Origin of the sequence: Helicobacter hepaticus ATCC 51449 (assembly GCF_000007905.1) — a bacterium.
Lineage (GTDB): Bacteria > Campylobacterota > Campylobacteria > Campylobacterales > Helicobacteraceae > Helicobacter_C > Helicobacter_C hepaticus.
In genome coordinates this window covers 1,505,908-1,529,274 of the sequence record NC_004917.1, presented here as the reverse complement: position 1 = coordinate 1,529,274, position 23,367 = coordinate 1,505,908, and the positions used below count along the sequence as shown (strand labels likewise).

The window sequence follows — 23,367 nt, the reverse complement described above, 5'->3', positions numbered from 1 at the left end:
ATGCTATGAGACGATATGACTTACGCCATCTTGCTGATAATTTTGAACAAAGAATGAATGAGTTATGTGAAGATCTCCCTTATGGAGAGGTAGCAATTTTTCTCTTTGAAGTGCGGGATTTTAGTAATGTTCAAAAAGCTATTGATTGTATTTTAAATCGCGGATATGATCTTCTTAATAGTTTGCGCTTTAATGAAGTAGATTGGAGTATTGTAGTAAAAAGGAACAAACAATGAATACTTTTGCTCAACTCATTGCAAATATTTCTCAAAAGCCTATTAAAACAGATGTGTCAAATTACACATTACTGCTTAGTTTTGGCTATTTATGGCAAGAGCCGCTTAAAAATCCAAATACACCACTTTTTATTTTACACCCACTTTTTGCGCCTTTTAACCCATCATCACAATCTCGCACATTGCGTTATGAGATTGGCACAGAATTTGGTGTGGTATGGCTTTTAGCATACACGCTTGCTCCCGTGCTTGATATAAAAAATAATCAAATAACTGAACTTGAAAATATTGATATAGGTTTTCTCTCTTCAGAAACTAATCTTTCAGAAGAAGAATTAGAAGAAATAAAAGATCTTATGCACACGTGCTCTCAACCTCTTGGTATTGTCTTAGGAGCAGAATTAGCTATGCACCCACGCGCACAAGATATTGCCCTAGTTCTAGGCACACTTGGGAAAACAAATAAAATAGATTTTATTATACCTCAACTTGCAAACTCCATTATGCCCTATAATTCACATATGGAACATACATCACTAAGTCTATGTGAAGAGCTGCCAGAATCAAATGGACATTTTATTTATATTCTTCCCTCCGATACATCAACGCCCATTCTCAAGACTCCACCGCTTTTTGCGCCTACACTCAAACTTAACAACCAGCAAAAAGTTGTGCTTAAATTTGAATCTCAACAGATTCCTACAAGCTGTGAATATGATAGCACTTTAAAAGGAACAATCGCACTTTTATATATGCCAAAAACTCAAGATATGGGCTATCCTTACAAAAAAGTAGAGGTAATATTATGAGCAAAATTACTATCACAATCAATCATCAAAGTGTCTCTTGTGTTGAGGGTGAAAGCATCTTGCAAATAGCACGTAGAGAAGGGATTGAAATCCCTGCAATTTGCTACCTTTCAGGCTGTTCTCCAACAATGGCTTGCAAACTTTGTATGGTAGATATTGATGGCAAACGTAATTATTCTTGTAATACCAAAGCCAAAGAAGGTATGAATATCCTTACACATACACCTGAAATCAATGAAGAACGCAACGCTATTATGCAAAGCTATGATGTCAATCACCCGCTTCAATGCGGTGTATGCGATAAAAGCGGAGAATGTGAATTGCAAAATTATACGCTTAAAATGAACGTTACAAACCAACATTACAGCATAAAAGAAAGCAATAAACCACATAAATCGTGGGCAAAAGCTGTATATGACCCTAATTTGTGTATTATGTGTGAGCGTTGTGCAACAACTTGTAAAGATAATTTAGGCGAAGCAAATCTTAAAGCGCAAAAGGCAGATTTAGAACCATTAGATACCGCATTATGGAAAGAAAAAATGCCAAAAGATGCTCTAAGCGTATGGTCAAGAAAACAAAAAGCGCTTATTGAGTTTGTAGGCGATACGCCTTGTTTTGATTGTGGAGAATGTATCAGTGTATGCCCTGTTGGTGCTTTAAGCACAAATGATTTCAAATACAAAGCAAATGCGTGGGAGCTTGAAAAGGTAGAATCTACTTGTATCCACTGCGCTATGGGATGTAAAATTACCTACGAAATTCGCCATAATGATACACTTGGGACACCTCACATCTACCGAGTAAAAAATGATTTTTATTTTAATCCTATTTGTGGGGCTGGACGATATGCTTATGATATTACTTCTAGCACTAATCCTACACAGAATCTAGAATCTGCTATTGAAGCATTTAAAAAAGCTCAAGCTATTAATGTCGGCAACCAAACAACCAATGAAGAAGCATTTGTGCTTAATCATCTTGCAAAATCGTTGCAACTTCGTCTTCACAATCAAGAAGCCTTATATTTTAAAAATTTCATTAATACCTTTCTCACATATGCCCAAAAAACCACACTAAATCACCTTGATAATTTTAAACAATCTCAATCTGTAATTGTATTAGGAAGTGCTATCAATTATCAAGTGCCAACATTACGATATATGCTTAATAATAAATTAAAGCTTGTTAAAGGCTCACAGGCAGTTTATATGCATTCGCTTAATGATAGCCTCATTCAATCTTTAAGCAAAAACCTAACAACTATTACCTATCACCCTGATGCACTAGGAATAGCTGTTGGAAGCATTGCTCTTGCGGCACTAGAGGAGCAAAGAATACAAGCAGAAAATACAGAACTCATTGATATTTTAAAACCCCTTTTGCAAAGTAAGCATACAATTAAAAAAACCATCAATAAAGAAGTAAAAAAGACTATCACAACAACGAATGAAACAGGCGAGGAAGTGAGTCAAGAAATTACAGAAACCATTGAGGATATACAAGAAGAAAGTGTATATCAAGCCCTTCTTGATGCGCATATAAATACAGAACATTTCATTGCTTTAAAAGACATTCTTAAAACACCACCCCTCCTCATACTTGGCTCTGATATATACCAACATACAGAATCTAGGATTCTTGCACAAATACTTGGCATCTTGGAGCATAACAACGTAATTAAAGTGCTTCTTATCCCGCCATTCGCTAATGCACTAGGTTTGGCAATGATTTGTGATTTAAGCCCTGTGCAAAATGCAGATTTTACTATCGGCTTCCGTGATAAGGGAGATTTTGTCTGTGAATCTAATTTTATTACAGATGATGAACTTCATAAAACACCTGTGTCAGATAACATACCCCATTTTATCCTTCCTGCACTTAACCAAATGGAGGGCACTTATACAAACATTGATTGTAGAATCTTACCTCTTAAACCTGCTCTTCCTTTTGTGGGCTATGACTTAAGTGATATTGCCAAAGCCTTTAATATGAAAGGTGATTACCTTATTGACTATACAAGTCTTATTTGTGGGTGTGAATTTGATGATTTTGAAAATAAATTTTTAAATGATGGCACGAATATGCGTGGCTACCGCTTTAAAAATCTTGCCCTCACACCTCTTGCACCTGAAGATTCTCACACGCTCACACTTCCTACATACAAAACTTATAATGCCTATATGTTGCACTCTCCCTCACAATTTAATACTTATACGGCTATGAGCAGACATCTCCAAAACAAAGTAGGTATTTACGTGAGCCCCGCTTTCTTTCAAGAACTTGGACTAAATGAAGGAGAACATATAACGCTTTCAGATTCCCAATACAATATAAGTGGAGCTGTATTTATTGATTATCACCTCAATGAGCCCTATTTCCTTATAAACCCTATGCTTCGTGGTGCAGATAAGATTTTTTCTTCAAATCAATGGGCTAATGTGCATATTTTACATAAGGAGCAAGTATGAGCGAATTAACAGGGGGCATTATTGAATGCATATTAAAAATTATTGTTGTCTTGCTCATATTCTCTGCACTTGCAGGTTTTGGGACTTATTTAGAACGCAAGGTGCTTGGATTCTTTCAAAGACGCATCGGACCAAACTATGTAGGACCTTATGGTTTATTGCAAGTGGTTGCCGATGGAATCAAACTCTTTGCCAAAGAAGATATTATCCCTCAAAATGCCATTAAACCTATTTTTATTCTTGCACCATCAATTGCTGCTATCACTGCATTTATTGCTATGGCACCTATACCTTTCTTTCCTGAATTTGAAATTTTTGGCTATGTTGTCCGCCCAATCATCGCTGATATTAATGTAGGGATTCTCTTTGTGCTTGCGGTAAGTTCTTGTGGTATTTATGCTCCGCTTCTTGCTGGCTTAAGCTCAGGGAATAAATGGTCTCTCATTGGTGGAGCTAGAGCTGCTATACAATTTTTAAGCTTTGAAGTTATCACTATACTCTCACTCCTTGCACCCCTTATGATTATAGAATCTCTCTCACTCATAGATATTAACAATTATCAACAAGGAAGTATGCTTGATTGGCTTATTTTCAAACAACCTCTTGCCTTTGGCTTATTCATTATTGCAGCCTATGTAGAGCTTAACCGCACACCTTTTGACCTGCTTGAACACGAAGCCGAACTTACTGCAGGATTTGCGACAGAGTATAGTGGTTTAAAATGGGGTATGTTCTTTATTGGAGAATATGCTAATATGTTTGCCACCGCCTTTATCTTAAGCCTTGTTTTCTGCGGCGGCTTCAATGATTGGGGCTTTATCCCCGGTGGAATTGCTATTTTGCTTAAAGTATGCTTCTTTATTTTCTTATTTATGTGGGTAAGAGCTACTTTTCCTCATGTCCGACCAGACCAACTTATGCGTATGTGCTGGAAAATTATGCTGCCTCTTGCATTGCTTAATGTGCTTATCACAGGCTGTATTTTACTATTCTAGGAGAACAAATGAAATTGCATAATGATTATCGTCTTTTAACTCCGCGCATTAATCGCGACAAACAATCTTTCCTTGCACGTGTAATCATTACACTCAAAACAAGTTTTAGTCTTGATTTATTTAGTGGGTTAAAAACTGCACTTGGAGCATTTTTTTCGCCAAAAGTTACTATACATTATCCTCTCGAAAGTGCTCCTCTAAGCCCAAGATATAGGGCTATTCATAAACTTCAACGCCTTTTGGAATCCGAAAATGAACGTTGCATTGGTTGTGGATTATGCGAAAAAATCTGCACAAGCAATTGCATTCGCATTATTACTGATAAGGGAGAAGATGGGCGCAAAAAGATTCTCAATTATAGTATTAATTTTGGACGCTGTATTTATTGTGGGCTTTGTGCTGAAGTTTGTCCTGAACTTGCTATTGTGCACGGAGATTTGGTTGAAAATGCAAGCACACAAAGAGCTTTTTTTGGCTTTAAACCCCAACTCCTAGAGCATAAATCTTCACTCCTTGAATTTGGTGGATTTGGCTCTATCTCTGTTAATGCTGATGAGCGCGTGAAAACAACACCTTTGAGTTATTGCACGCAAGATTCTCAAAATATGCTTTCAGAATCTGCGCCACAGGAGAACACAAATGTTTGAAACAATTGCATTTTATCTTTTTAGCACATTATGTATTGTAAGTTTTCTTATTGTAGTTACCTCAAAGCGCATTCTCTATGCAATGACAGCTCTTGCAAGTGGAATGATTTTCATTTCTGGAATATTCTTTGTGCTTGATGCAGAATTTTTGGGCGTGGTGCAAATTATTGTATATAGTGGCTCTGTTGTAGCACTTTATGCATTTGCAATGATGTTTTTTGACACTTCTAAAGACATTATAGAATCTTACAAAAATGAATGGGTAGTTTGCATATTATGCTTTGGCATAGCAGTAGTGCTTGTATGTATATTTGGTATGCCCTTACTTGGAAGCAATCTTGAAGCAGTAGCAGATTCTCAAAATCTACTTAATATTGCAGAAATGAATAATATCCAAATGATTGGCTATATCATCTTTACTAAATATCTCATTCCATTTGAAATTGCGGCATTTATGCTACTTGTAGCAATGGTTGTTGGGATTATATTAAGCATTAAAAGGAGTGAGCAATGATTAGTCTTAATCATTATTTATTGTTGTGTGTGATACTTTTTTGCATAGGACTTTTTGGCATTTTAAGACGAAGCAATATCCTAATGCTGTTTTTTTCAACCGAAATCTTACTCAATGCCATTAATATTGGTTTTGTTGCCATAGGTTCATATCTCAATGATTTAAATGGCGAGATTTTTGCGCTCTTTATTATTGCTATTGCAGCATCAGAAATTGCCGTGGGATTAGGGCTTGTTGTTATTTGGTATAAAAAGCATCGCACGCTTGATATTACCACACTTCAAAATCTTAAAGGATAAATATGAGATTCTCAAGTGAAATGCTTATTCAAATGGTATACATTGCGTTATTTGCACCCCTTATTGGAGCATTTTTTGCCGCTTTGTTTGGACATAAAAAAAAGTGTTTATTTGCGGGTCTTATCCCTACAATATTGCTTTTTTTCTCTCTATTAGCTTCTTGTGTTCTTTTTTTGGAAATATATAGCTCTAATGTGGTAATTCATATTGATTTTTTAGATTGGATTGAAGCAGGCAGTTTTTATAGCTCATTTGGCTTTATGATTGATACCATTAGCGTAAGTATGATGGTTGTTGTAAGTCTTGTATCCGCAATGGTGCATATTTATTCTATTGGCTATATGAAACACGATGCAGGATTTAACCGCTATTTTAGCTATCTAAGTGCCTTTGTATTTTCAATGATGCTCCTTGTGATGAGCGATAACTTTCTTGGACTTTTTGCTGGTTGGGAGGGGGTAGGATTATGTTCTTATTTGCTCGTAGGATTCTGGTATGAACGCCCTAAAGCAAATTTTGCCTCCATTGAAGCATTTGTAGCAAATAGAATTGCCGACCTTGCTTTGATTATTGGCATATTCCTTATTGCTTATCATTGCGAAAGTTTGAAATATGAAGAAGTGTTTTTATCCTTAGCATCAAATAACTTTGATATGAGCATATTGCTTTGGATCGGTGCATTACTTTTTGTAGGGGCTATGGGTAAATCTGCACAATTTCCCTTTCACACTTGGCTTGCTGATGCAATGGAAGGACCAACGCCTGTATCAGCTCTCATACACGCAGCAACTATGGTAACTGCTGGTGTATATTTAGTGGTGCGTGCTCACCCGCTTTATCAAATGATACCCGATGTAGGTTTCTTTATTGCCTCACTTGGAGCATTCGTAGCATTTTTTGGCGCAAGTATGGCACTTGTCAATAAGGATCTAAAGCGTATTATTGCCTATTCTACGCTCTCACAACTTGGATATATGTTCGTAGCTGCTGGACTTGGAGCATATTGGATAGCACTTTTTCACCTTATTACACACGCATTTTTCAAAGCCTTACTCTTCCTTGGAGCAGGAAATGTAATGCACGCTATGAATGACAAACTTGATATTAGCAAAATGGGTGCCTTACATAAACCTCTGCGCTGGACAATGCTTATGATGAGCATTGCTTCGGTAGCTCTTGCAGGAATCTATCCCTTTGCGGGCTTTTTCTCTAAAGATTTAATTTTAGAAGTCGCTTTTAGCAATCATCTTTTCATATGGACTACACTCTTTGTGAGTGCTTTATTCACGGCATTTTATAGTTTTAGGCTTCTTATGCTTGTATTTTTTGTTCCAAAAAGACATCACGATAATCCCCACGAAGCTTATCCTTATATGCTTCTCTCTATGCTTCCTTTAGCAGTTTTAGCCATTATTGGTGGAATGGGTGAAGTGCTTGAACATTTCTTAAGCAACTTTTTGCCTCCCGTAACGCTTTCTATTCCTCATCAAACACATATTCTTCTTATTGGCGGAACACTAGGATTTGTTTGCCTTGTAGCACTCTTTAGTATTGTTAAATACGCTAGAGGAGGATTCTCATCTTTTTGGGAGAGCACTTTTATATATAAAATTTTAAGTAATCACTATTATATCCCCAAACTCTATGAAATAATACTTATCAAACCTTATGAAAAATGCGCTCACTTCCTATGGCAAAAAATTGAGCTTGGTTGCATTGATGTATTTATAGATTCTTTAACACATTATACAAAAACACTAGGTGCTAAACTTTCATCATACCAAAATGGCTCACTTACACGTATGTTGCGTCTTATGGCTGCAGGACTTTGTATTTTGTTGCTTGTGTGTGGTGTTTATTTTATGTGGAGGCAGTTATGAATTATCTTTTAAATATTGTTATCTTTTTTCCAGCATTTGCCGCGCTGCTTTTATATGTGCTCAAAGGTGAAAATAGTCGCATTTTTGCCATCATTGCTTCTGCCCTTGAATTACTTTTTATCATTCTGCTTTGGAGCGAATTCAATGTTAATTACGGAGGGATTCAGTTTTTTACACGCTATGAACTTATTGCCTCTTATGGCATAAGTTATTATGTAGGTGTTGATGGTATTTCACTTTTTCTCCTTGCTCTTAATGCTCTTATTACACTTCTTGCACTTTACTTTTTTAAATACATTAAGACTTCTCTTGTTATCTCAGTATTATTCCTTGAAAGCATTGTAATGGGAGTATTTAGCGCACTTGATGTAATACTATTTTATATTTTTTGGGAACTTTCACTTTTACCCGTGCTTTATATACTCGGTGTTTGGGGCGGTGAAAACAAAATCTATGCCTCAATCAAATATTTTCTCTACACCTTTGGGGCTTCACTCATTATGCTTGTGGGAATCTTATATTATGCCTATCAATATTCACTTATTATGGGTGTATGGAGTTTTAGCCTTATTGATTGGTATCAACTTTCGCTTGATACAGATATACAAAAATGGCTTTTTGTTGCCTTTTTCATCGGCACCGCAGTAAAGATTCCACTCTTTCCACTTCATTCGTGGCAACCATACGCTTATACTCAAGCACCCATTATTGGCTCTGCCCTGCTTTCTGGTGTATTAAGCAAAATGGGGACTTACGCGCTCTTGCGTTTTGTATTACCTCTTTTTCCCGATACAAGTAATAATATTAGCATTTTTATAAGTATACTATGCATATTTATGGTTATTTATGGCGCAATGCTTGCTTACGCACAAAAAGATATAAAAACTCTCCTTGCTTATGGCTCTATTTCACATATGGGAATTATTGTGCTTGGCATTTTTTCACTCAACACAGAAGGATTAAGTGGAGCAGTATTTTTTATGGTATCTCACGGCGTAGTTGTAGCTGCACTCTTTTTGCTCATAGGCGTATTTTATGAACGTGTGCAAACAAGACAAATAGAACAGGTGCAAGGCTTAGCTCATTCAATGCCACAATTTAGCACTATTTTTGGCATCGTAATGATGTGTTCTTTAGGGTTACCTCTTACAATGGGTTTTGTAGGTGAAGTGCTTTGTCTCTATGGTTTTTTCCAAGTCAATCCCATTATGGCTTTCCTGGCAGGAAGTAGTTTTTTTGTCGGTGCTATTTATATGTTAGTGTGCTTTAAAAAAGTTTTTTTTGGTGCTGCTCTACCCAAATTTATAAATTTAAAAGATTTAAATTCAAGAGAAAAAGTTGTTTTTATACCCGTGGTAATCCTTATTGTATGGCTTGGTGTGTATCCAAAACCCTTGCTTAATCCCATTAGCACAAGTGCAGAAATGCTTTCTCAAACTATTGGGCTTAAAATTTCAGAATCCAGCCCTAATACCCCTGTCAATACCCCAGAGGATTTTGCCTATCCACCTCTCGAACTACCTCAAGATTTTGATGATGAAGGGGTGCTTATTATCCCAAAAATAGGAGATTAATATGCCAGAATCTATGAGCTTTTCATTAAACCAACTTAATTTGCAACTCCTTATACCTATGTGTATTTCGCTTTTTGGTGGAATTATTTTACTTGGTGTTGGCGTGTTTAACAAAACAAAATCACGCGACCTCTATATCACCATCAGTATGCTTTTTGTTGTTTTAAACCTTGGTTTTTTATTCCTTGAGGGTAACCCCATACGTCAATTTGGCTTTTTTAACCTCTTACTTGTTGATGGTATCTCGCTTTTAACGCAGATTATTATGCTTCTTGCAACATTTGTGCTCTTACTCTTTTTTATGAATCAAAATAACTTGCCCGAAACACAAGGGGCTGAATTTTATGCCCTTCTTTTATTTAGTATTGCAGGATTTGCCTTTATGGCATCAAGTCAGAATCTGATTCTTATCCTCTTAGGGCTAGAAACTGCCTCTTTATGTCTATATGCACTTATTGCACTTCATAATCAAAAAAGTGCATTTGAAGCTTCAATTAAATATTTTATAATGGGTGCTTTAGCCACTACATTTTATGCCTTTGGAGCAATGCTTCTTTATGCTGCCACCGGAAGTGTAGATATAATAAGTATTGCAACTTTTCTCCACCAACAATCTTATCAGCCCTCAATTCTTGTATTTGCAGGTTTTGTTTTTCTCCTTTGTGCATTGGGCTTTAAGGTTACTCTTGTGCCTTTTCACTCGTGGGGACCAGATGTATATGAAGGTTCAAACGCGCTTCTTGCAGCATTTATTGCCATTGTGCCAAAAATCGTCACTTTTGCAGTAATAATACGAATCTTTAGTGTATTTATAGATTCTCATAGTGCCTTTGTTGAATATACTCTTTATGTAATCGTAGTGCTCACAATGACTATACCCAACCTCATAGCCCTTACCCAAAAAGATGTGAAGCGTATGCTTGCATATAGCTCAATTTCTCATTCTGGCTTTGTGCTTGCTGCTGTTTTGATTAACACTCCACAATCTCATAGTGTTATATTTTTCTATTGGTTTTTATTTCTTTTTGCCAATATTGGGGCATTTGGGATTCTATGGTTGAGTGTAGATTGCAAAAAAAATTATCAGACACAAATAAGCCACCCTTTTGAAAAATTTAGCGGTATGATAAAAACTAATCCTACACTCGCTATTTTACTTACTTTATTTATGTTTGCTCTTGCTGGTATTCCTCCTTTTTGCGTTTTTTGGGGAAAAATGTATCTTATGCAAAGTGCCATTAGCGCTAATTACACTATTCTCGCACTTATTATGGCAATAAATAGCATCATTGCAGGATTTTATTATCTCAAACTTGTTATTTATATCTTTGCCAAAGAGCCTTATGAGATAAAAGATTCCCAATCATCTCTTGAACTTTCAAGCAAATTTGCTCTCAGTATCACTGCTTTTGTCAGTGTAGCTTGTTTATTTATGGTCCAAAATTTGCTTGAGATTATCGAAAAATATATTTTGAAATAGTGGTTTAGCCCCTCGCTTTAAGCCACTTTAGGAGTGTGTGTGCGAAGGTTTATGGTGGCTTTAGCATTTTTTCTGCCCTTTTATGCTGCTGGGCTTGATGTTACCATTAATTATGGAAAAGAAGCAAAAGAGCATTTCTCTGTGCTTAATATTATCCATAAAGAACCCCTTAGCTGTTCTGAAAATAAAAATACACAAGATGAGGTTACTTATATCGTTTGCACATTAGAGCGCACACCTGTTGCAAGCTTCTCTCCCACAGAAACACTTTTTTTTCGTTTTTGGAGTCGCGTTATTGATGGCAGATTCTATCTCTATGTTGAGCCAAAACATAAAATCAAGCTTTTTGCGACACCAAGCGATTTAAAAAAACACAATCTCATTACAAAAGAGCAGCCAAGCAAAAGTTTATCGTGGCAAATTATTGGTTATAAAAATGAAATACCTTTTCTTAATGATTATACTAATCAAGATAAGCCGCGAGGGCTGAATTTCCCTATTAAAATCATCAAAAATAAAGAGTTATTTTTTAATGATATTGATATTAATAGAGGTCCTTTATATTATGATGAGGGTGAAGATTTTGTAACTTATAGCCAAATTAAAACGCTGATGAACAATCAAAATTATATTGAAGCTGTAAAACTTATTGACGAAACGCTCATTGGGTATCCAAAAACTATTTTTGCAAAAGATTTACTGCTCTTTAGACTAAGAGCTTTAGAATCATTTGATTCTGTAGAAAATAGTGATATGATTGTGGATATGGGAACAAAATGGATTAAGAAATATCCCACAGATGCTAATGTCCCTGAAGTGCTTTATTATCTTGGCAATGCCTATGCAGATATGCGTATCCCTCAAGAAGCAAAATATTATTTTGATAGAACCATTAGTGAATATCCAAATTCGCGTTATATGCCCCTTGCTAAAATGGCACTCGCTAAAAATTTTAATACAGGAGCTGATGCAAATATTGCTTCTAAACTTTTTGCTCAAGCCTATCAAGAAGCCAAAGACCTTGATAGTGCAAGTGCAGTAGCGATTGAGTGGAGTAAATTTCGCTTACATAATCACGACAAAGAACAAGCCAAAAAGCTTCTTGAAACAATGGTAAAAGTCAATCCAAGCTATATTATCAGGTATCCTATCAAAAACTACGAATTTTTAAAATTCCTAGCCGAAGAGCAGCTTTATCTCATAGCTGCCGAGCTTGGTGAATATCTCTATAATAATCTTTTAAATGATGATATATCTAAAGAAGATTTGCTTGATAATGTAAGTCTTTGGTATCAAGCTGCCAATGCAACCCAAGATGCCCATAGAATCAATAAAATTTTTCTTCAAGAGTTTGAACATCGCCCTAAAACAGAAGAAATCAAAGAAAGAGATGATAAGCTTCTTTTTGCCCTTGCAGAAGATGAAAGTGCAGATGCCAAAATTGAAAAATATGACTATATTATTGAAAATTATGCGAATACACCTGAGCAAGAAAAAGCACTTGAATTAAAAGCTCAAACACTCTTTGATGAGGGTAAATATCAAGAAGTTTTAGCACTCAAAGATATACTCAAAGACAATGCACTCATTGCACAAACTTATGCCGAGTTACTTCACAAAAGCCTCAAAGATAATGATTGCAAACAAGCCACAAGCTATTATCTCAAATATCCACAAGCCTCGTTGCAACCACAAGAAAAAATGCCACTCTTTGATTGTCTTTATTCTCTTGCACTCAATAAAGAGGCAGCTCAAGTATCTGCAAATATGGCACAAGAGAGTAATGAGCTTGCATTAAAGCTTGAATGGCTCTATCGCGATACACTTAATTTTGCTAAACTTGGAGATTCTAAAAGCACAGCACTTGCAGGAAGAGACGCTCTAGAACTTGCAAAAAATCTAAAAAATACAAAATATTATGATGTAGCATTTATACTTTTTGATGCGCTTACAAACCTTAATGACAAAGAGGGTGCGCTCAAAACTTATGCATTTTTAAAAGAGTATCAAAAAGACAGCCCGCAAATGTTTGCCGTGAATCTTAGTCTGCTTAAAAATGCAGAATCAGAAAAAGATGAGTTGGGTATTGAAATTTATGCTAAAGATATTTTACGTCTGCAAGGTCTCACTCAAAATACTGCCGATTCTCCTTATGTGGATTTTGCTCTAGCACAAAGCTATATACGCACACAACGCGCAGATGAAGCTATTTCCGTGCTTGATAATCTACTTAAAAAAGATATAAATAACGATAATAAACAAAAGGCTTTATACCTTAAAGGCTCACTTCTTAAAACCCTGCAAAAAGATGCACAAAGCACATTTGAACAATGCACTGCTATCCCCTATGAGGGCGCTTGGAAAAACCTTTGTGTTCAAGCACTTGATATTCTCAAAGGCAATCCTTAATGTATAATTTTACGCAAGAGCAGCTAAGGCGCTATGCACGGCATTTTAGTTTGAAAGAATGCGGATTCAAGGGACAAGAGAAAATTTTAAAATCTAAAGTGTTAATTGTTGGCGCAGGAGGGCTTGGCTCACCTGTGGCATTTTATCTCGCAGCAGCAGGAGTGGGAGAGATAGGCATTATTGATGGAGACAATGTAGATTTAAGTAATTTACAAAGGCAGATTCTTCACACTACTGCAGAAGTGAGCACACCAAAGATAGAATCTGCTATGGCTAAACTCTCCGCACTCAACCCGGAAATCACACTCACTCCCCATTTTACTATGCTTGAAGCGCATAATGCACTTGAGATTCTCTCCCTCTATGATGTTATTGTTGATGGCACTGATAATTTTGCTACAAAATTCCTTATTAACGATGCGTGCGTATTACTCAATAAACCTTATTCACACGGAGGTATTTTGCGCTTTAGTGGGCAAAGTATGAGCATAAAGCCAAAAGAGAGTGCTTGCTATGCCTGCATATTTGATAGCCCACCGCCGGAAGGGAGCGTGCCAAATTGTGCAAGTGCAGGAGTATTTGGAGCAATTGCGGGAATGCTTGGCACAATCCAAGCCGCCGAAGTGCTTAAAATCATCACAGGCATAGGACAACCTCTTTATAATCAGCTCCTAAGTTTTGATGCTACTACGATGAATTTTCGCAAAATCAAGCTCAAAAAAAATCCAAAATGTCGTGTATGTGGAAATGAGGGTATCACACAGCTTCAAGAATATGCAAATCCTACGTGCGAAATCAAACTCTTTAGATAAGGTATATTGAGATAATACAGCAAAATAAGATGAGATACTATAAAATGATGTATAACGGACAACATAATGATGTGAATACTTGGTGTTCTTGTGATTTAATGGATATGAAAGGAAACAATGAATATGCCCTTATGGAATCCAAACCTATTTTAAATTGGCAAATGCCGATATTTAAGATTGATGAGAATGATGGTAAGATACTAACTGATCTTGTGCATAATGATTGTAGTTGGCATATCGTTTCGCCGCGATTTATGGAAGTTATGGGAGATTTAATTCAAGATTGCGTGCAATATTTGGATGTTGAGATACAGAGTAAAACGGGGGATTACTCAGGGTGCAAGGTTATGCATGTCATTAAATCACTTGACGCTTTGGATTATGAACGTTCTGTTTATAGATATATGGGTGAGAATAATGACTATTTGAGCATTACCAAAGCCGCGCTTATACGCTCAAAGCTTGATGAAAGCCATATTTTTAGATTAAAAGACGATGAGCTTCCCGTCTTTGTATCGCAAAAGTTTAGAAAAAGAGTAAGGGAAAATAATCTTTTAGGCTTTAGCTTTATGGAGCTTGGCGTGTATTAAAGGAATACATAAGGATAAACAATGACAAGAGAACAAGCGGCATTTAAACGAAATCTAATGAAAAATACCTTTTTACAGGATAGATTTGCCAACTATCTCCCAAAGTGGATTAAAATAGTGTAGAATTTATTTTGGAGGGCAATACAATGAATCTCAAACACTACAAAATTTCAAATATATATCTTAAATCTATATTTGCAACGTTTATCGTATTTTTTACTTTAAGTATTATGTATGGCAATGAAACTACTTGGAAAAAATTTCCAAATTGTAAGGTATATTTTGAAAAATATGAACCTGAGCGATTATCACATTGGGAAGAAAATAGTAACCATTTAGAAGATATGGAACCATGTGGTGTTCCCTTAGAGACTATTATAGAAACAAGTGATATAATACAAGCCTACAATAAATATCTCTCTTTTAGCTATGAACCACCTACCCATAACGAACCTCATAAGAGCAGAATAGACAAAAGCATATTGCAATCGAATCTACCAAGCAAGAATACAAAATACAATCCAGACTCTCTAACTGATGTAGATTATATTATCAATAAAGATACAATCCAAATAAATATAGAAGAAGAATGCGTATCTTCAACCATTATTTTCAAAAGAATAAATAATAAAATTCATATTGTAGAAACTTCATCAAACTGCTAAGATTTAGAGTCAAGTGATTTATTATAAATTAAAAAAAGAAAATATGCTTTGAGCAATTTGCAGCACAAGCACACTTACAATCCCCGCTAAAATACCAGCAAGTGCATCATCACCCACCACACCTAAGCCACCTTTTACCTTTTTATCAAGTCTGCCGATAAATGAGGGCTTATAAATATCAAAGATTCTAAAAAAGACAAAAGCTAAAATAAGTTCCCAAAGCCCAAAGCCGACGATTGACATTGCTAACCACATACCCACCAATTCATCAATGACAATACTTTTGTCATCGTGGGTTTGAGTGTGTTCTTCATAAATATCAATATGCTTTATTGCTACGAGTGCAATAAAAATACTTGCCAAAAAAAGTGTTTCTTGGGAATAATACACAATAGGCATACCCAAGATTAAAGCTAAAGCACTCCCTGCTGTGCCCGGAGCTTTGGGAGAATATCCACTATAAAATAGACTTAAAAATAAGTCTTTGATGAGTTTTTGCTTTTTCATTGGGATTGTGGGGTGTTTTTATTTTTACGAATAATACCATACTTCTTACGCTTTTCCCACAAGCTCTTGCGACTCATACCAAGTTTTTTGGCAAGCTCAATATCAGGATAACGACTCTCAAATTTGGTAATAATGATTTTTTCATATTCTTTCACAGATAGAATCTCCCCGCTTAACTCTACACTATTGGTTTGGCGCGAAATATCAATCACTTGTGGAAAAGCAATTTTTTCACTTGAGACAACCGAAACAATAACACTATGCTTTAAAGCCATCTCTAAAAAGTCTTTTCTATCGCTTTTTTTAAGTTCCTCAAGATTAGTAATGCAATAAACCTCATTCTTCTTTGGCGGCACACGAAAGATACTTTTCCAAGTTTCTTCTTTAAGCGAATAGAATTGGAAATGAATATGTTTCTCGCGTGCATATCGCATTGCATAAATATCTGCACTCCGTTGAGTATTGGTTTTAATCACAAAAGGTGGATTATATAAGAATGGCTCGGGTGTGCTAAGCTCACGCTCTATAAAGCTAAAATAACTCCGATAAAATTTAATTTCCTCATTAATCTCACGATAAGCTTTATAATGTGTTATTTTACGTATAAGTTCATCAACAATAAAAGGCTTAACAATATAATCTGTTACGCCATTACGCAAAGGCTTAATAACAGTATCATCATTTATGTATGCAATCATAAGAATCATAATAGCTTGTGGATATGTTTTGCTAAGCTCCATATAGCCTTCACCAATCGTGCCAAAAGAAGCTAAAATAACATCATAGTGATCTTTTTGAACATCTTTGAGTGAATGAGCAATAACACATTCTAAATGAGAATCGCTTATTTTATTGGCAATACTTTGTGCTAGATAAATTTCATTTTCAATAATTAAAACTTTCATACAAACTCCCCTTTATAATGAATTTTATACATCGTGCAGCCTCCTTTTTAATGCAAATCTTTTATATATGTATGCCAATTTATAAATCCCATACTTACACACGCCTCCACACATACACCTTCTTCACGACCTACAAAGCCTAATCCCTCTGTTGTAGTTGCCTTAATATTAATGTGTGCATTTGGCACTCTCAAAATACGAGCTATACATTCACGCATTGCGCTCTTATAAGGAGCAATTTTGGGTGTTTGCGCTATGATACTTATATCTGCATTATAAAGCTCATAACCCACACTTTGGGCAAAAGTATAAATTTCGCTCAACATCATTTTAGAATCTGCATTTTTATATGTCTCGTCTGTATCAGGAAACCACTCCCCTATATCACCTCCACCAATAGCCCCCAAAATCGCATCGCTCAAAGCGTGTAACACCACATCACCATCACTATGAGCTTTAAAGCCAAATGGGGATTCTATCTCAACTCCGCCAAGCCACATTTGCTTATTTTTTTCAAATTGATGCACATCTATGCCATTACCGATAAAAACTCTTTTTGAAGGCGGAGATAAACGTGTGATATGTGCCTTCAAATCACTACTAAAGGTTAATTTATTCATTAACTCACTTCCTTGCACAAAAGCAATTTTTTTACCAAGTGCGTAAAGTGCGGAGCTTTCATCACTAAAATCCTTGCTTGTGTCCTTAAGAGCTTCTTGTAAATCCTCTACTCTGCTTAATTGCGGTGTTTGAATAAGTTTAATGCTCTCACGTTTAAGATATTCTCCTTCATAAAAACTTGTATCTGCCACACCTACAAAAGGCACAACACAGGCTACACTTTCATCAAGTGCTTTTAACATTGTTTTAATAATAGAATCTGAACTATCCCATCGTGCCACATCGCTTACAAGAACAAGGGGCGTATCAACATATTTAAGAGCATTCCTAAGAGATTGACAGCGTGTTTGCCCACCTTGCACGACTTTATAAGGACTTATATTTTGCATATAAACATAATCTTTACTTGAGGCAGTCAAAATCACTTGTTTGAAAGAAAAATGATGAGTAAGATTGCGTGTAGCCACAAGCCATAATGGCTCTTCCCCCACGCGTAACCATTGCTTTTTACACCTAAAAGTCTGTGCATTTGAAGCACAAAATCTTGTAGAATCTCCTGCTGCCATCATAATAAGTGAAACATTATCTAAAACCAAATTCTTGTCCTAAACTCTATTTTAAAATCAGTATTGTATCACTTCAAAACAAAAAATAAACTAAAAATTGTTACTTAAATACCCATATTATTTAACTTTTTTTTAAAGAATCTAAGGTATATTTTGGAAATTTAAATAGCATAAATGCAAGTTTAAAATCAAATCATATTTTGGAGGACTTTCAATGAGAACACAATGGGTGCAACAGCGTGCGGACGATAAAATTCGCACACAACTTCACTATGCAAAAAAAGGCATTATCACAAAAGAAATGGAATATGTAGCTAATATTGAAAATATAAGCGCTGAACTTATACGGCAAGAAATTGAACGTGGCAGACTGATTATTCCCGCAAATATCAATCATACCAATCTTAAACCTATGGGAATTGGCATAGCTACACGCACTAAAATTAATTCAAATATTGGTAGCTCCTCACTTGCAAGCTCCATTGATGAAGAAGTAGAAAAAGTTAAAGTATCTATTAAATATGGTGCGGATACGATTATGGATTTAAGCACAGGTGGGGATTTAGATGAAATACGCACTGCAGTTATTCAAGCCTCAAGTGTGCCTATTGGAACGGTGCCTATATATCAGATTCTCTATGATGTAAAAAATGATATATTGCAGCTTGATATTGACACTATGCTTTCGGTGCTCAAAAAACAAGCTAAACAAGGGGTAAGTTATTTCACTATTCATTGCGGATTTTTACTTTCACATATGCCATTTGTTGCTAAACGAAAAATGGGTATTGTCTCACGTGGTGGTAGCCTTATGGCAAGTTGGATGATGCACTACCACAAAGAAAATCCTTTTTATGAGTATTTTGATGAGATTCTCAAAATTTGCCAAGAATATGATGTATCTCTCTCGCTTGGAGATTCCTTGCGTCCGGGTTGCTTGGCTGATGCGAGTGATGAGGCACAATTTGCCGAACTCAAAGTATTAGGTGAACTTGCTAAAAGAGCTTGGAAGGCTGATGTGCAAGTAATGATAGAAGGACCCGGACACGTGCCGCTTAACCAAATTGAACGCAATGTTGAGCTTCAAAAACAATATTGTAACCACGCACCTTTTTATGTGCTAGGACCTTTGGTTACAGACATTGCGGCAGGATATGACCATATCGCAAGTGCTATCGGTGCGTGTGTTGCCGCTTGGAAAGGAGTAGCAATGCTTTGTTATGTAACGCCAAAAGAACATTTAGGGCTTCCTAATGCCAAAGATGTGCGTGAGGGTATTTTAGCTTACAAAATTGCTGCACACGCTGCAGATATTGCTCGTGGGCGTATAGGTGCGCGTGATAGAGATGATGCAATGAGTGATGCACGATATAGTTTTGATTGGAATAGACAATTTGAACTTGCCTTAGACCCAGATAGAGCGCGTGAATACCACGATGAAGCCTTACCCCAAGAAGTATTTAAAGATGCCGAATTTTGCTCAATGTGTGGTCCAAAATTCTGTAGCTATAAAATCTCACAAGATATTTTTAAAGCCCATAATGCTAAAGAATCTGAAGATACTCAACCTCTAGCATCAAATCAATGATAAGGAGAATTATATGGGAAATTTATTTGTCTGCCTCGTTAATTATACAAAACCACTTGAGGAAGTGCTCCAAAAGCTTGATGCTCATCGTGCTTATCTTAAAAAAGGTTATGACAAGGGGATTTTACTCGCCTCAGGCGCTAGAATCCCTAGAGATGGTGGCATTATTATTGGTAAATTTGCAAATAAAGATGAAGCTTTAAGCTTTTCTCAAGCCGACCCTTTTACGCAGCATAATCTCGCACGATATGAGATTTTTGAGTTTGAGCCTATACTTCACGCACAAATACTTACAGATTTTTTAAAACAATAATTTTAAAATCTCTAATATCTATAATAAGAAATGCCATAGCTGACAAAAATACGAATTTTAGTTTTGCTTGTGGGACGTGGATAGTCTTTATAGGCAATTTCTATTGTGCGCTCACTATTGCGGTCTAATAGCATATAATTTGAAGAAACAATTATTTTAAGCCCGCTAATATCGCCATTAGGGTGGAGATAAAATTCCACTGCACTTAAACCTTCCTGCCCCAAACGCAATGCACTCGGTGGATATTGCAAGTAACGTTGTGTAATGCGCCCAATATCTCGTAAATGATTGACTAAAAATTCTTGTTCAGCTAATCCATAATCACCAAATTCAGCTCCATAAAGTTCCTCAATGTCCCTTTGTGCAAAGTTATCCACATTTGGAAATTTCGCAAGAGCTTTAACACGACTTTTAGGCTTAAGAGTTTGTCTTGATTTACCTTTCCCTTCATAAAGACTTAAAGAGCCAAAATCAAAAGGCTGTGAGGCATTCAATGGAGAATGTGGTTTGGGAATGTATGTGGAAGAATATTGTTTAGAAAACGAGCTTGATGTCTGCTGTTGTGTATTTTGCATTGATTCTAGCTCTCCACCGCCCAAGATTTGGAATCCGGCTACTTTCATACGCGTATCGGTAGAAGTTCCTTTCTTAAACTGCATTTGTTTAAAATGTATAAGCAAGAAAGCAATAATTATTATATGAAACAAAAATGATATAGTGAACCACAACCAAAGGCGGGAGGGAAAATGTGTAGGAATTTTATATGTCATTATGACTTGTCATTATGGAGATACTTAGAAAGTCGTTCTTGCTTTTGTTCCAAAAGTTTGCTAAATTGGTCATCAAAACGTAATCTTTCCTGTGCGCTAATGTTTTGTGGAATAGGATAGCGGTCAATTAAAGTTGTATTTGCAGCTCCAATAAGTATCAAATACCGATAGCCATTAGATTCTATAGTAAGAATACGATGTTTAGAATCAAGGTTTTTTTGTGATACCACTTCTATTTTAGTAGGGTCAAATGCCTCTTTTTGAGAGCCAAAACGCCCAAGATAATGTCCAAATTGCTTTTTATTTACCACATATCGCTTTACAAACCATAGCACGAGCACGAGCATACCCATTACAGCCAAAACTGCTACATATCGCCACGTATCAATTCCTATATCATTCTTAAAAGGCAAAATACTCTCTTGTTTCTTATTGTGTGCCTCTAAGGGCTGGGGAGTTATATCAATAACTGGCACTTGTGCTTGATGGGACTTTTTTAAAAGTTTTTCAATCTCACTTTGTGGTGGTATGATTTTATTAAAAGTAATTTTAAGCGCACGAGATGCTCTGCTCACACTTACATCTATAAATTTCGTATCTCCTATACCTAATACATAAAGGTTATTTTGAATATTAAAAATTTGCATTTCATTCACAAAAAAATTTTTAAAGCTTTGATTACGAGATTTTGCTTGTAAATCAGGAAATATGACACCTTTATAACCATTTTGTTCTGTTAAACGTGGGGCTTTGCTATAAGCATCGCTTAATGTGAGAATCAACTCAAGCATATTGCCTTCTTGCTTTATCTCCATATTTTGCACTTGCACTTGAGCATAGAGTATATTTGCAGATAAAGCAAAAAACAAGAGAAATATATGAATTCTCATTTGTTTCTCTCGCTTGATTTATTTTTTCTCACGTGTGAGATAATATACAATCGCATTAGAATCTAAAATTTCATTAATACGAATAGCAAGATTGCGTTCATAAACCATTACTTCACCCTTTCCAATTACACGTCCGTTAATAAAAATCTCAACACTCTCTCCAGCAGGCTTGCCGAGGTCTATAATGGAGCCTTTTTCAAAACGCAAAATCTCACCAAGTGGAATTTTTGTGCTGCCAAGCTCGGCATTAAATAATGCCTCCATATCCAAGAGTCCCGTATAGTTTTTCATCATATCTTCAAGATATGTAGCAAGTTCTATCTCTTTGGCTGAATGGATACGTTGCTTATCTAAAATACTTTCGCCTGCCATTATAACTCCCTAAAAATTAATCTACACGCCTTATATATATGCTACATCGTCCATTATCAAGCCGAAAATGCAATCCGTGGTCATAATTTTTAATCAAACGATGTCCCAAAAAATCAGGCGTAGAAATATTAAAGCTTTTACCGAGTTCTTGTGTCATTACCTTTGCTCTTCCAACGGTAAGATTCGCTAACTCTTTTGCCATATCTTCTAGCGCTTGTTCATCTGGATTCTCTTCACCCAAAAACTCTACGCAAAAAATACGCAAAAATGCTTTATCAAAAAGCAAATACACATTATTATGTGTGCCAATCATACTAATCCTGCTTAAATACCCCTTTTTAAGCGGCATAATTGAATCATGGGGTGTTTTATTAATGCTGTTTTGCACAATATCAAAAAAACTACGATGAATAATATCCATACCAAACCACCTTTACCTTACAAGATAATATTATATAGCATTATACAATATACAATTAAAATATTGAAGTCTATATTTCAAGCAGGTTTAAAATTACATTTTTTTTGACAAAATTCACCTACAAAACAATTTTCACACATTGGTTTCAAAGCCTTGCAAGTATAGCGACCAAAAAGCACAAAGGCTTGATGAAGAGTAGAAAGTTGCGTTTTAAAAACTTGTGTAAGCTCTTTTTCCGTCTCAAGAGCGCTTTTAGCTCCACTCAATCCCAAGCGATGAGAAACGCGAAACACGTGTGTATCTACCGCCATATAATTTTGCTCAAAAAATTCTATAAGCACTACATTAGCAGTTTTTTGCCCTACACCTGCAAGAGTCTTTAACTCCGCTTGTGTAGTTGGTATCTCCCCATTAAAATCATTCATTACTTGATTCGCCATTGTGATAAGATGTTTAGCCTTATTGTTAAAAAATGAAACAGATTGAATCAAAATCTTAATATCTTCAAGATGTGCTTGACTTAAAGTCGCTACATTTGGATAAGCCTTAAATAATGCTGGCGTTACAAGATTCACACGCTTATCTGTGCATTGAGCTGAAAGCATTACGCATACGAGCAACTCATAAATATTATGATATACAAGTTCAGTTTTTGCATCACCATAATGTTCTAAAAATCGCGATTTGATAATCTCAATTTCTTTTTTATTGTGCTTTTTAAAATCCTTTGATTTGGATACAGATTTTTTTATAACTTTTTGTGTTGCCAAGATACTTTCACTTTATGGGTTCAACAATAATCAATTTTGCTTCAGAATCTCGCAAAGCTACCTGTGTGCCCTCAATTATTACTGCAACTGCCAAATGATTAATTGAATGACTCACTACACGACATACTTTATCTTTAACTATACCAAAAGATATGAATCTGTCTTTAAGTGCATTATCTTGCGTATCACAGCGCACTATTTTGCACTCTTCTCCAAGATTACAATCATAAAGCGTCATTTTAATCCTTTGCTCACTATCCTTG

Annotated in this window: 25 protein-coding genes; 16 read left to right on the top strand and 9 right to left on the bottom strand. The window is 35.8% G+C overall.

From position 1 onward, the window contains the following. Nucleotides 1–5: 5 nt before the first annotated feature. From HH_RS07730 to HH_RS07665, 14 genes are all read left to right on the top strand, one after another. Nucleotides 6–236, top strand: coding sequence for an NADH-ubiquinone oxidoreductase subunit E family protein (locus tag HH_RS07730; RefSeq protein ID WP_011116439.1), 231 nt, complete (start codon nucleotides 6–8; stop codon nucleotides 234–236). Next, nucleotides 233–1,045: a hypothetical protein gene (locus HH_RS07725; protein WP_011116438.1), complete on the top strand. Its 813-nt coding sequence runs from the start codon at nucleotides 233–235 to the stop codon at nucleotides 1,043–1,045. The genes HH_RS07730 and HH_RS07725 overlap by 4 nt, the downstream gene beginning before the upstream one ends. Beyond that, on the top strand, nucleotides 1,042–3,516 hold the full coding sequence (locus HH_RS07720) for an NADH-quinone oxidoreductase subunit G (protein WP_011116437.1): 2,475 nt from the start codon (nucleotides 1,042–1,044) through the stop codon (nucleotides 3,514–3,516). The genes HH_RS07725 and HH_RS07720 overlap by 4 nt, the downstream gene beginning before the upstream one ends. After that, a complete protein-coding gene (gene nuoH / locus HH_RS07715; protein ID WP_011116436.1) occupies nucleotides 3,513–4,511 on the top strand; it encodes an NADH-quinone oxidoreductase subunit NuoH in 999 nt (332 codons plus the stop codon). The genes HH_RS07720 and nuoH overlap by 4 nt, the downstream gene beginning before the upstream one ends. Nucleotides 4,512–4,519: 8 nt before the next feature. Next, a complete protein-coding gene (gene nuoI / locus HH_RS07710; protein ID WP_011116435.1) occupies nucleotides 4,520–5,158 on the top strand; it encodes an NADH-quinone oxidoreductase subunit NuoI in 639 nt (212 codons plus the stop codon). Next, a complete protein-coding gene (locus tag HH_RS07705; RefSeq protein ID WP_011116434.1) occupies nucleotides 5,151–5,672 on the top strand; it encodes an NADH-quinone oxidoreductase subunit J in 522 nt (173 codons plus the stop codon). The genes nuoI and HH_RS07705 overlap by 8 nt, the downstream gene beginning before the upstream one ends. Beyond that, entirely contained in the window at nucleotides 5,669–5,971 is a 303-nt protein-coding gene (gene nuoK / locus HH_RS07700) for an NADH-quinone oxidoreductase subunit NuoK (protein WP_011116433.1), read from the top strand. Before HH_RS07705 ends, nuoK begins: the two co-directional genes overlap by 4 nt. 2 nt (nucleotides 5,972–5,973) lie before the next feature. Further along, a complete protein-coding gene (nuoL, locus tag HH_RS07695; protein WP_011116432.1) occupies nucleotides 5,974–7,851 on the top strand; it encodes an NADH-quinone oxidoreductase subunit L in 1,878 nt (625 codons plus the stop codon). Then, a complete protein-coding gene (locus HH_RS07690; RefSeq protein WP_011116431.1) occupies nucleotides 7,848–9,425 on the top strand; it encodes an NADH-quinone oxidoreductase subunit M in 1,578 nt (525 codons plus the stop codon). The genes nuoL and HH_RS07690 overlap by 4 nt, the downstream gene beginning before the upstream one ends. Nucleotide 9,426: 1 nt before the next feature. After that, nucleotides 9,427–10,905 (top strand): NADH-quinone oxidoreductase subunit NuoN, encoded by a 1,479-nt coding sequence (gene nuoN, locus HH_RS07685; protein WP_011116430.1) that lies wholly within the window; start codon nucleotides 9,427–9,429, stop codon nucleotides 10,903–10,905. Between the two features lie 39 nt (nucleotides 10,906–10,944). Then, nucleotides 10,945–13,314, top strand: a complete 2,370-nt coding sequence (locus HH_RS07680; RefSeq protein ID WP_011116429.1) for a tetratricopeptide repeat protein — start codon at nucleotides 10,945–10,947, stop codon at nucleotides 13,312–13,314. Next, complete coding sequence (locus HH_RS07675; RefSeq protein ID WP_011116428.1) at nucleotides 13,314–14,126, top strand: HesA/MoeB/ThiF family protein; 813 nt, start codon at nucleotides 13,314–13,316, stop codon at nucleotides 14,124–14,126. Before HH_RS07680 ends, HH_RS07675 begins: the two co-directional genes overlap by 1 nt. A gap of 29 nt (nucleotides 14,127–14,155) precedes the next feature. After that, nucleotides 14,156–14,716: an imm11 family protein gene (locus HH_RS07670; RefSeq protein WP_041309135.1), complete on the top strand. Its 561-nt coding sequence runs from the start codon at nucleotides 14,156–14,158 to the stop codon at nucleotides 14,714–14,716. A 146-nt stretch (nucleotides 14,717–14,862) separates the two neighbouring features. Next, the gene (locus tag HH_RS07665; protein WP_011116425.1) at nucleotides 14,863–15,381 is read left to right on the top strand and encodes a hypothetical protein; all 519 of its coding nucleotides are present in this window, start codon (nucleotides 14,863–14,865) and stop codon (nucleotides 15,379–15,381) included. A 21-nt stretch (nucleotides 15,382–15,402) separates the two neighbouring features. On the opposite strand, the gene HH_RS07660 is transcribed toward HH_RS07665, so the two are convergent. Genes HH_RS07660 through HH_RS07650 form a run of 3 tightly spaced genes read right to left on the bottom strand, consistent with a single transcriptional unit; the run spans nucleotide 15,403 to nucleotide 18,010 of the window. Continuing rightward, a complete protein-coding gene (locus HH_RS07660) occupies nucleotides 15,403–15,888 on the bottom strand; it encodes a phosphatidylglycerophosphatase A family protein (RefSeq protein ID WP_011116424.1) in 486 nt (161 codons plus the stop codon). Further along, nucleotides 15,885–16,793 carry a response regulator gene (locus tag HH_RS07655; protein ID WP_011116423.1) on the bottom strand — a complete coding sequence of 303 codons (909 nt, stop codon included), beginning with the start codon at nucleotides 16,791–16,793 and terminating at the stop codon, nucleotides 15,885–15,887. Before HH_RS07655 ends, HH_RS07660 begins: the two co-directional genes overlap by 4 nt. Nucleotides 16,794–16,840: 47 nt before the next feature. Next, entirely contained in the window at nucleotides 16,841–18,010 is a 1,170-nt protein-coding gene (locus HH_RS07650; RefSeq protein ID WP_011116422.1) for a bifunctional 2-C-methyl-D-erythritol 4-phosphate cytidylyltransferase/2-C-methyl-D-erythritol 2,4-cyclodiphosphate synthase, read from the bottom strand. A gap of 184 nt (nucleotides 18,011–18,194) precedes the next feature. Between HH_RS07650 and thiC the strand changes: the two genes are divergently transcribed. Together thiC and HH_RS07640 are read left to right on the top strand one after the other, a co-directional pair. Beyond that, nucleotides 18,195–19,568, top strand: a complete 1,374-nt coding sequence (thiC, locus tag HH_RS07645) for a phosphomethylpyrimidine synthase ThiC (RefSeq protein ID WP_011116421.1) — start codon at nucleotides 18,195–18,197, stop codon at nucleotides 19,566–19,568. Nucleotides 19,569–19,581: 13 nt separating this feature from the next. Further along, the gene (locus HH_RS07640; protein WP_011116420.1) at nucleotides 19,582–19,881 is read left to right on the top strand and encodes a YciI family protein; all 300 of its coding nucleotides are present in this window, start codon (nucleotides 19,582–19,584) and stop codon (nucleotides 19,879–19,881) included. An 11-nt stretch (nucleotides 19,882–19,892) separates the two neighbouring features. On the opposite strand, the gene HH_RS07635 is transcribed toward HH_RS07640, so the two are convergent. From HH_RS07635 to HH_RS07610, 6 genes are all read right to left on the bottom strand, one after another. Further along, nucleotides 19,893–20,651, bottom strand: coding sequence for an energy transducer TonB (locus HH_RS07635; RefSeq protein ID WP_011116419.1), 759 nt, complete (start codon nucleotides 20,649–20,651; stop codon nucleotides 19,893–19,895). Beyond that, complete coding sequence (locus tag HH_RS07630; RefSeq protein WP_041309133.1) at nucleotides 20,651–21,541, bottom strand: flagellar biosynthetic protein FliO; 891 nt, start codon at nucleotides 21,539–21,541, stop codon at nucleotides 20,651–20,653. The genes HH_RS07635 and HH_RS07630 overlap by 1 nt, the downstream gene beginning before the upstream one ends. 18 nt (nucleotides 21,542–21,559) lie before the next feature. Then, entirely contained in the window at nucleotides 21,560–21,913 is a 354-nt protein-coding gene (gene fliN / locus HH_RS07625; RefSeq protein ID WP_011116417.1) for a flagellar motor switch protein FliN, read from the bottom strand. A 16-nt stretch (nucleotides 21,914–21,929) separates the two neighbouring features. After that, entirely contained in the window at nucleotides 21,930–22,334 is a 405-nt protein-coding gene (locus HH_RS07620; RefSeq protein ID WP_011116416.1) for a chemotaxis protein CheX, read from the bottom strand. A gap of 77 nt (nucleotides 22,335–22,411) precedes the next feature. After that, nucleotides 22,412–23,086 (bottom strand): endonuclease III, encoded by a 675-nt coding sequence (gene nth, locus HH_RS07615; RefSeq protein WP_041309402.1) that lies wholly within the window; start codon nucleotides 23,084–23,086, stop codon nucleotides 22,412–22,414. A 25-nt stretch (nucleotides 23,087–23,111) separates the two neighbouring features. Beyond that, the gene (locus HH_RS07610; protein WP_034364948.1) at nucleotides 23,112–23,342 is read right to left on the bottom strand and encodes a FeoA family protein; all 231 of its coding nucleotides are present in this window, start codon (nucleotides 23,340–23,342) and stop codon (nucleotides 23,112–23,114) included. Between the last annotated feature and the right edge of the window lie 25 nt (nucleotides 23,343–23,367).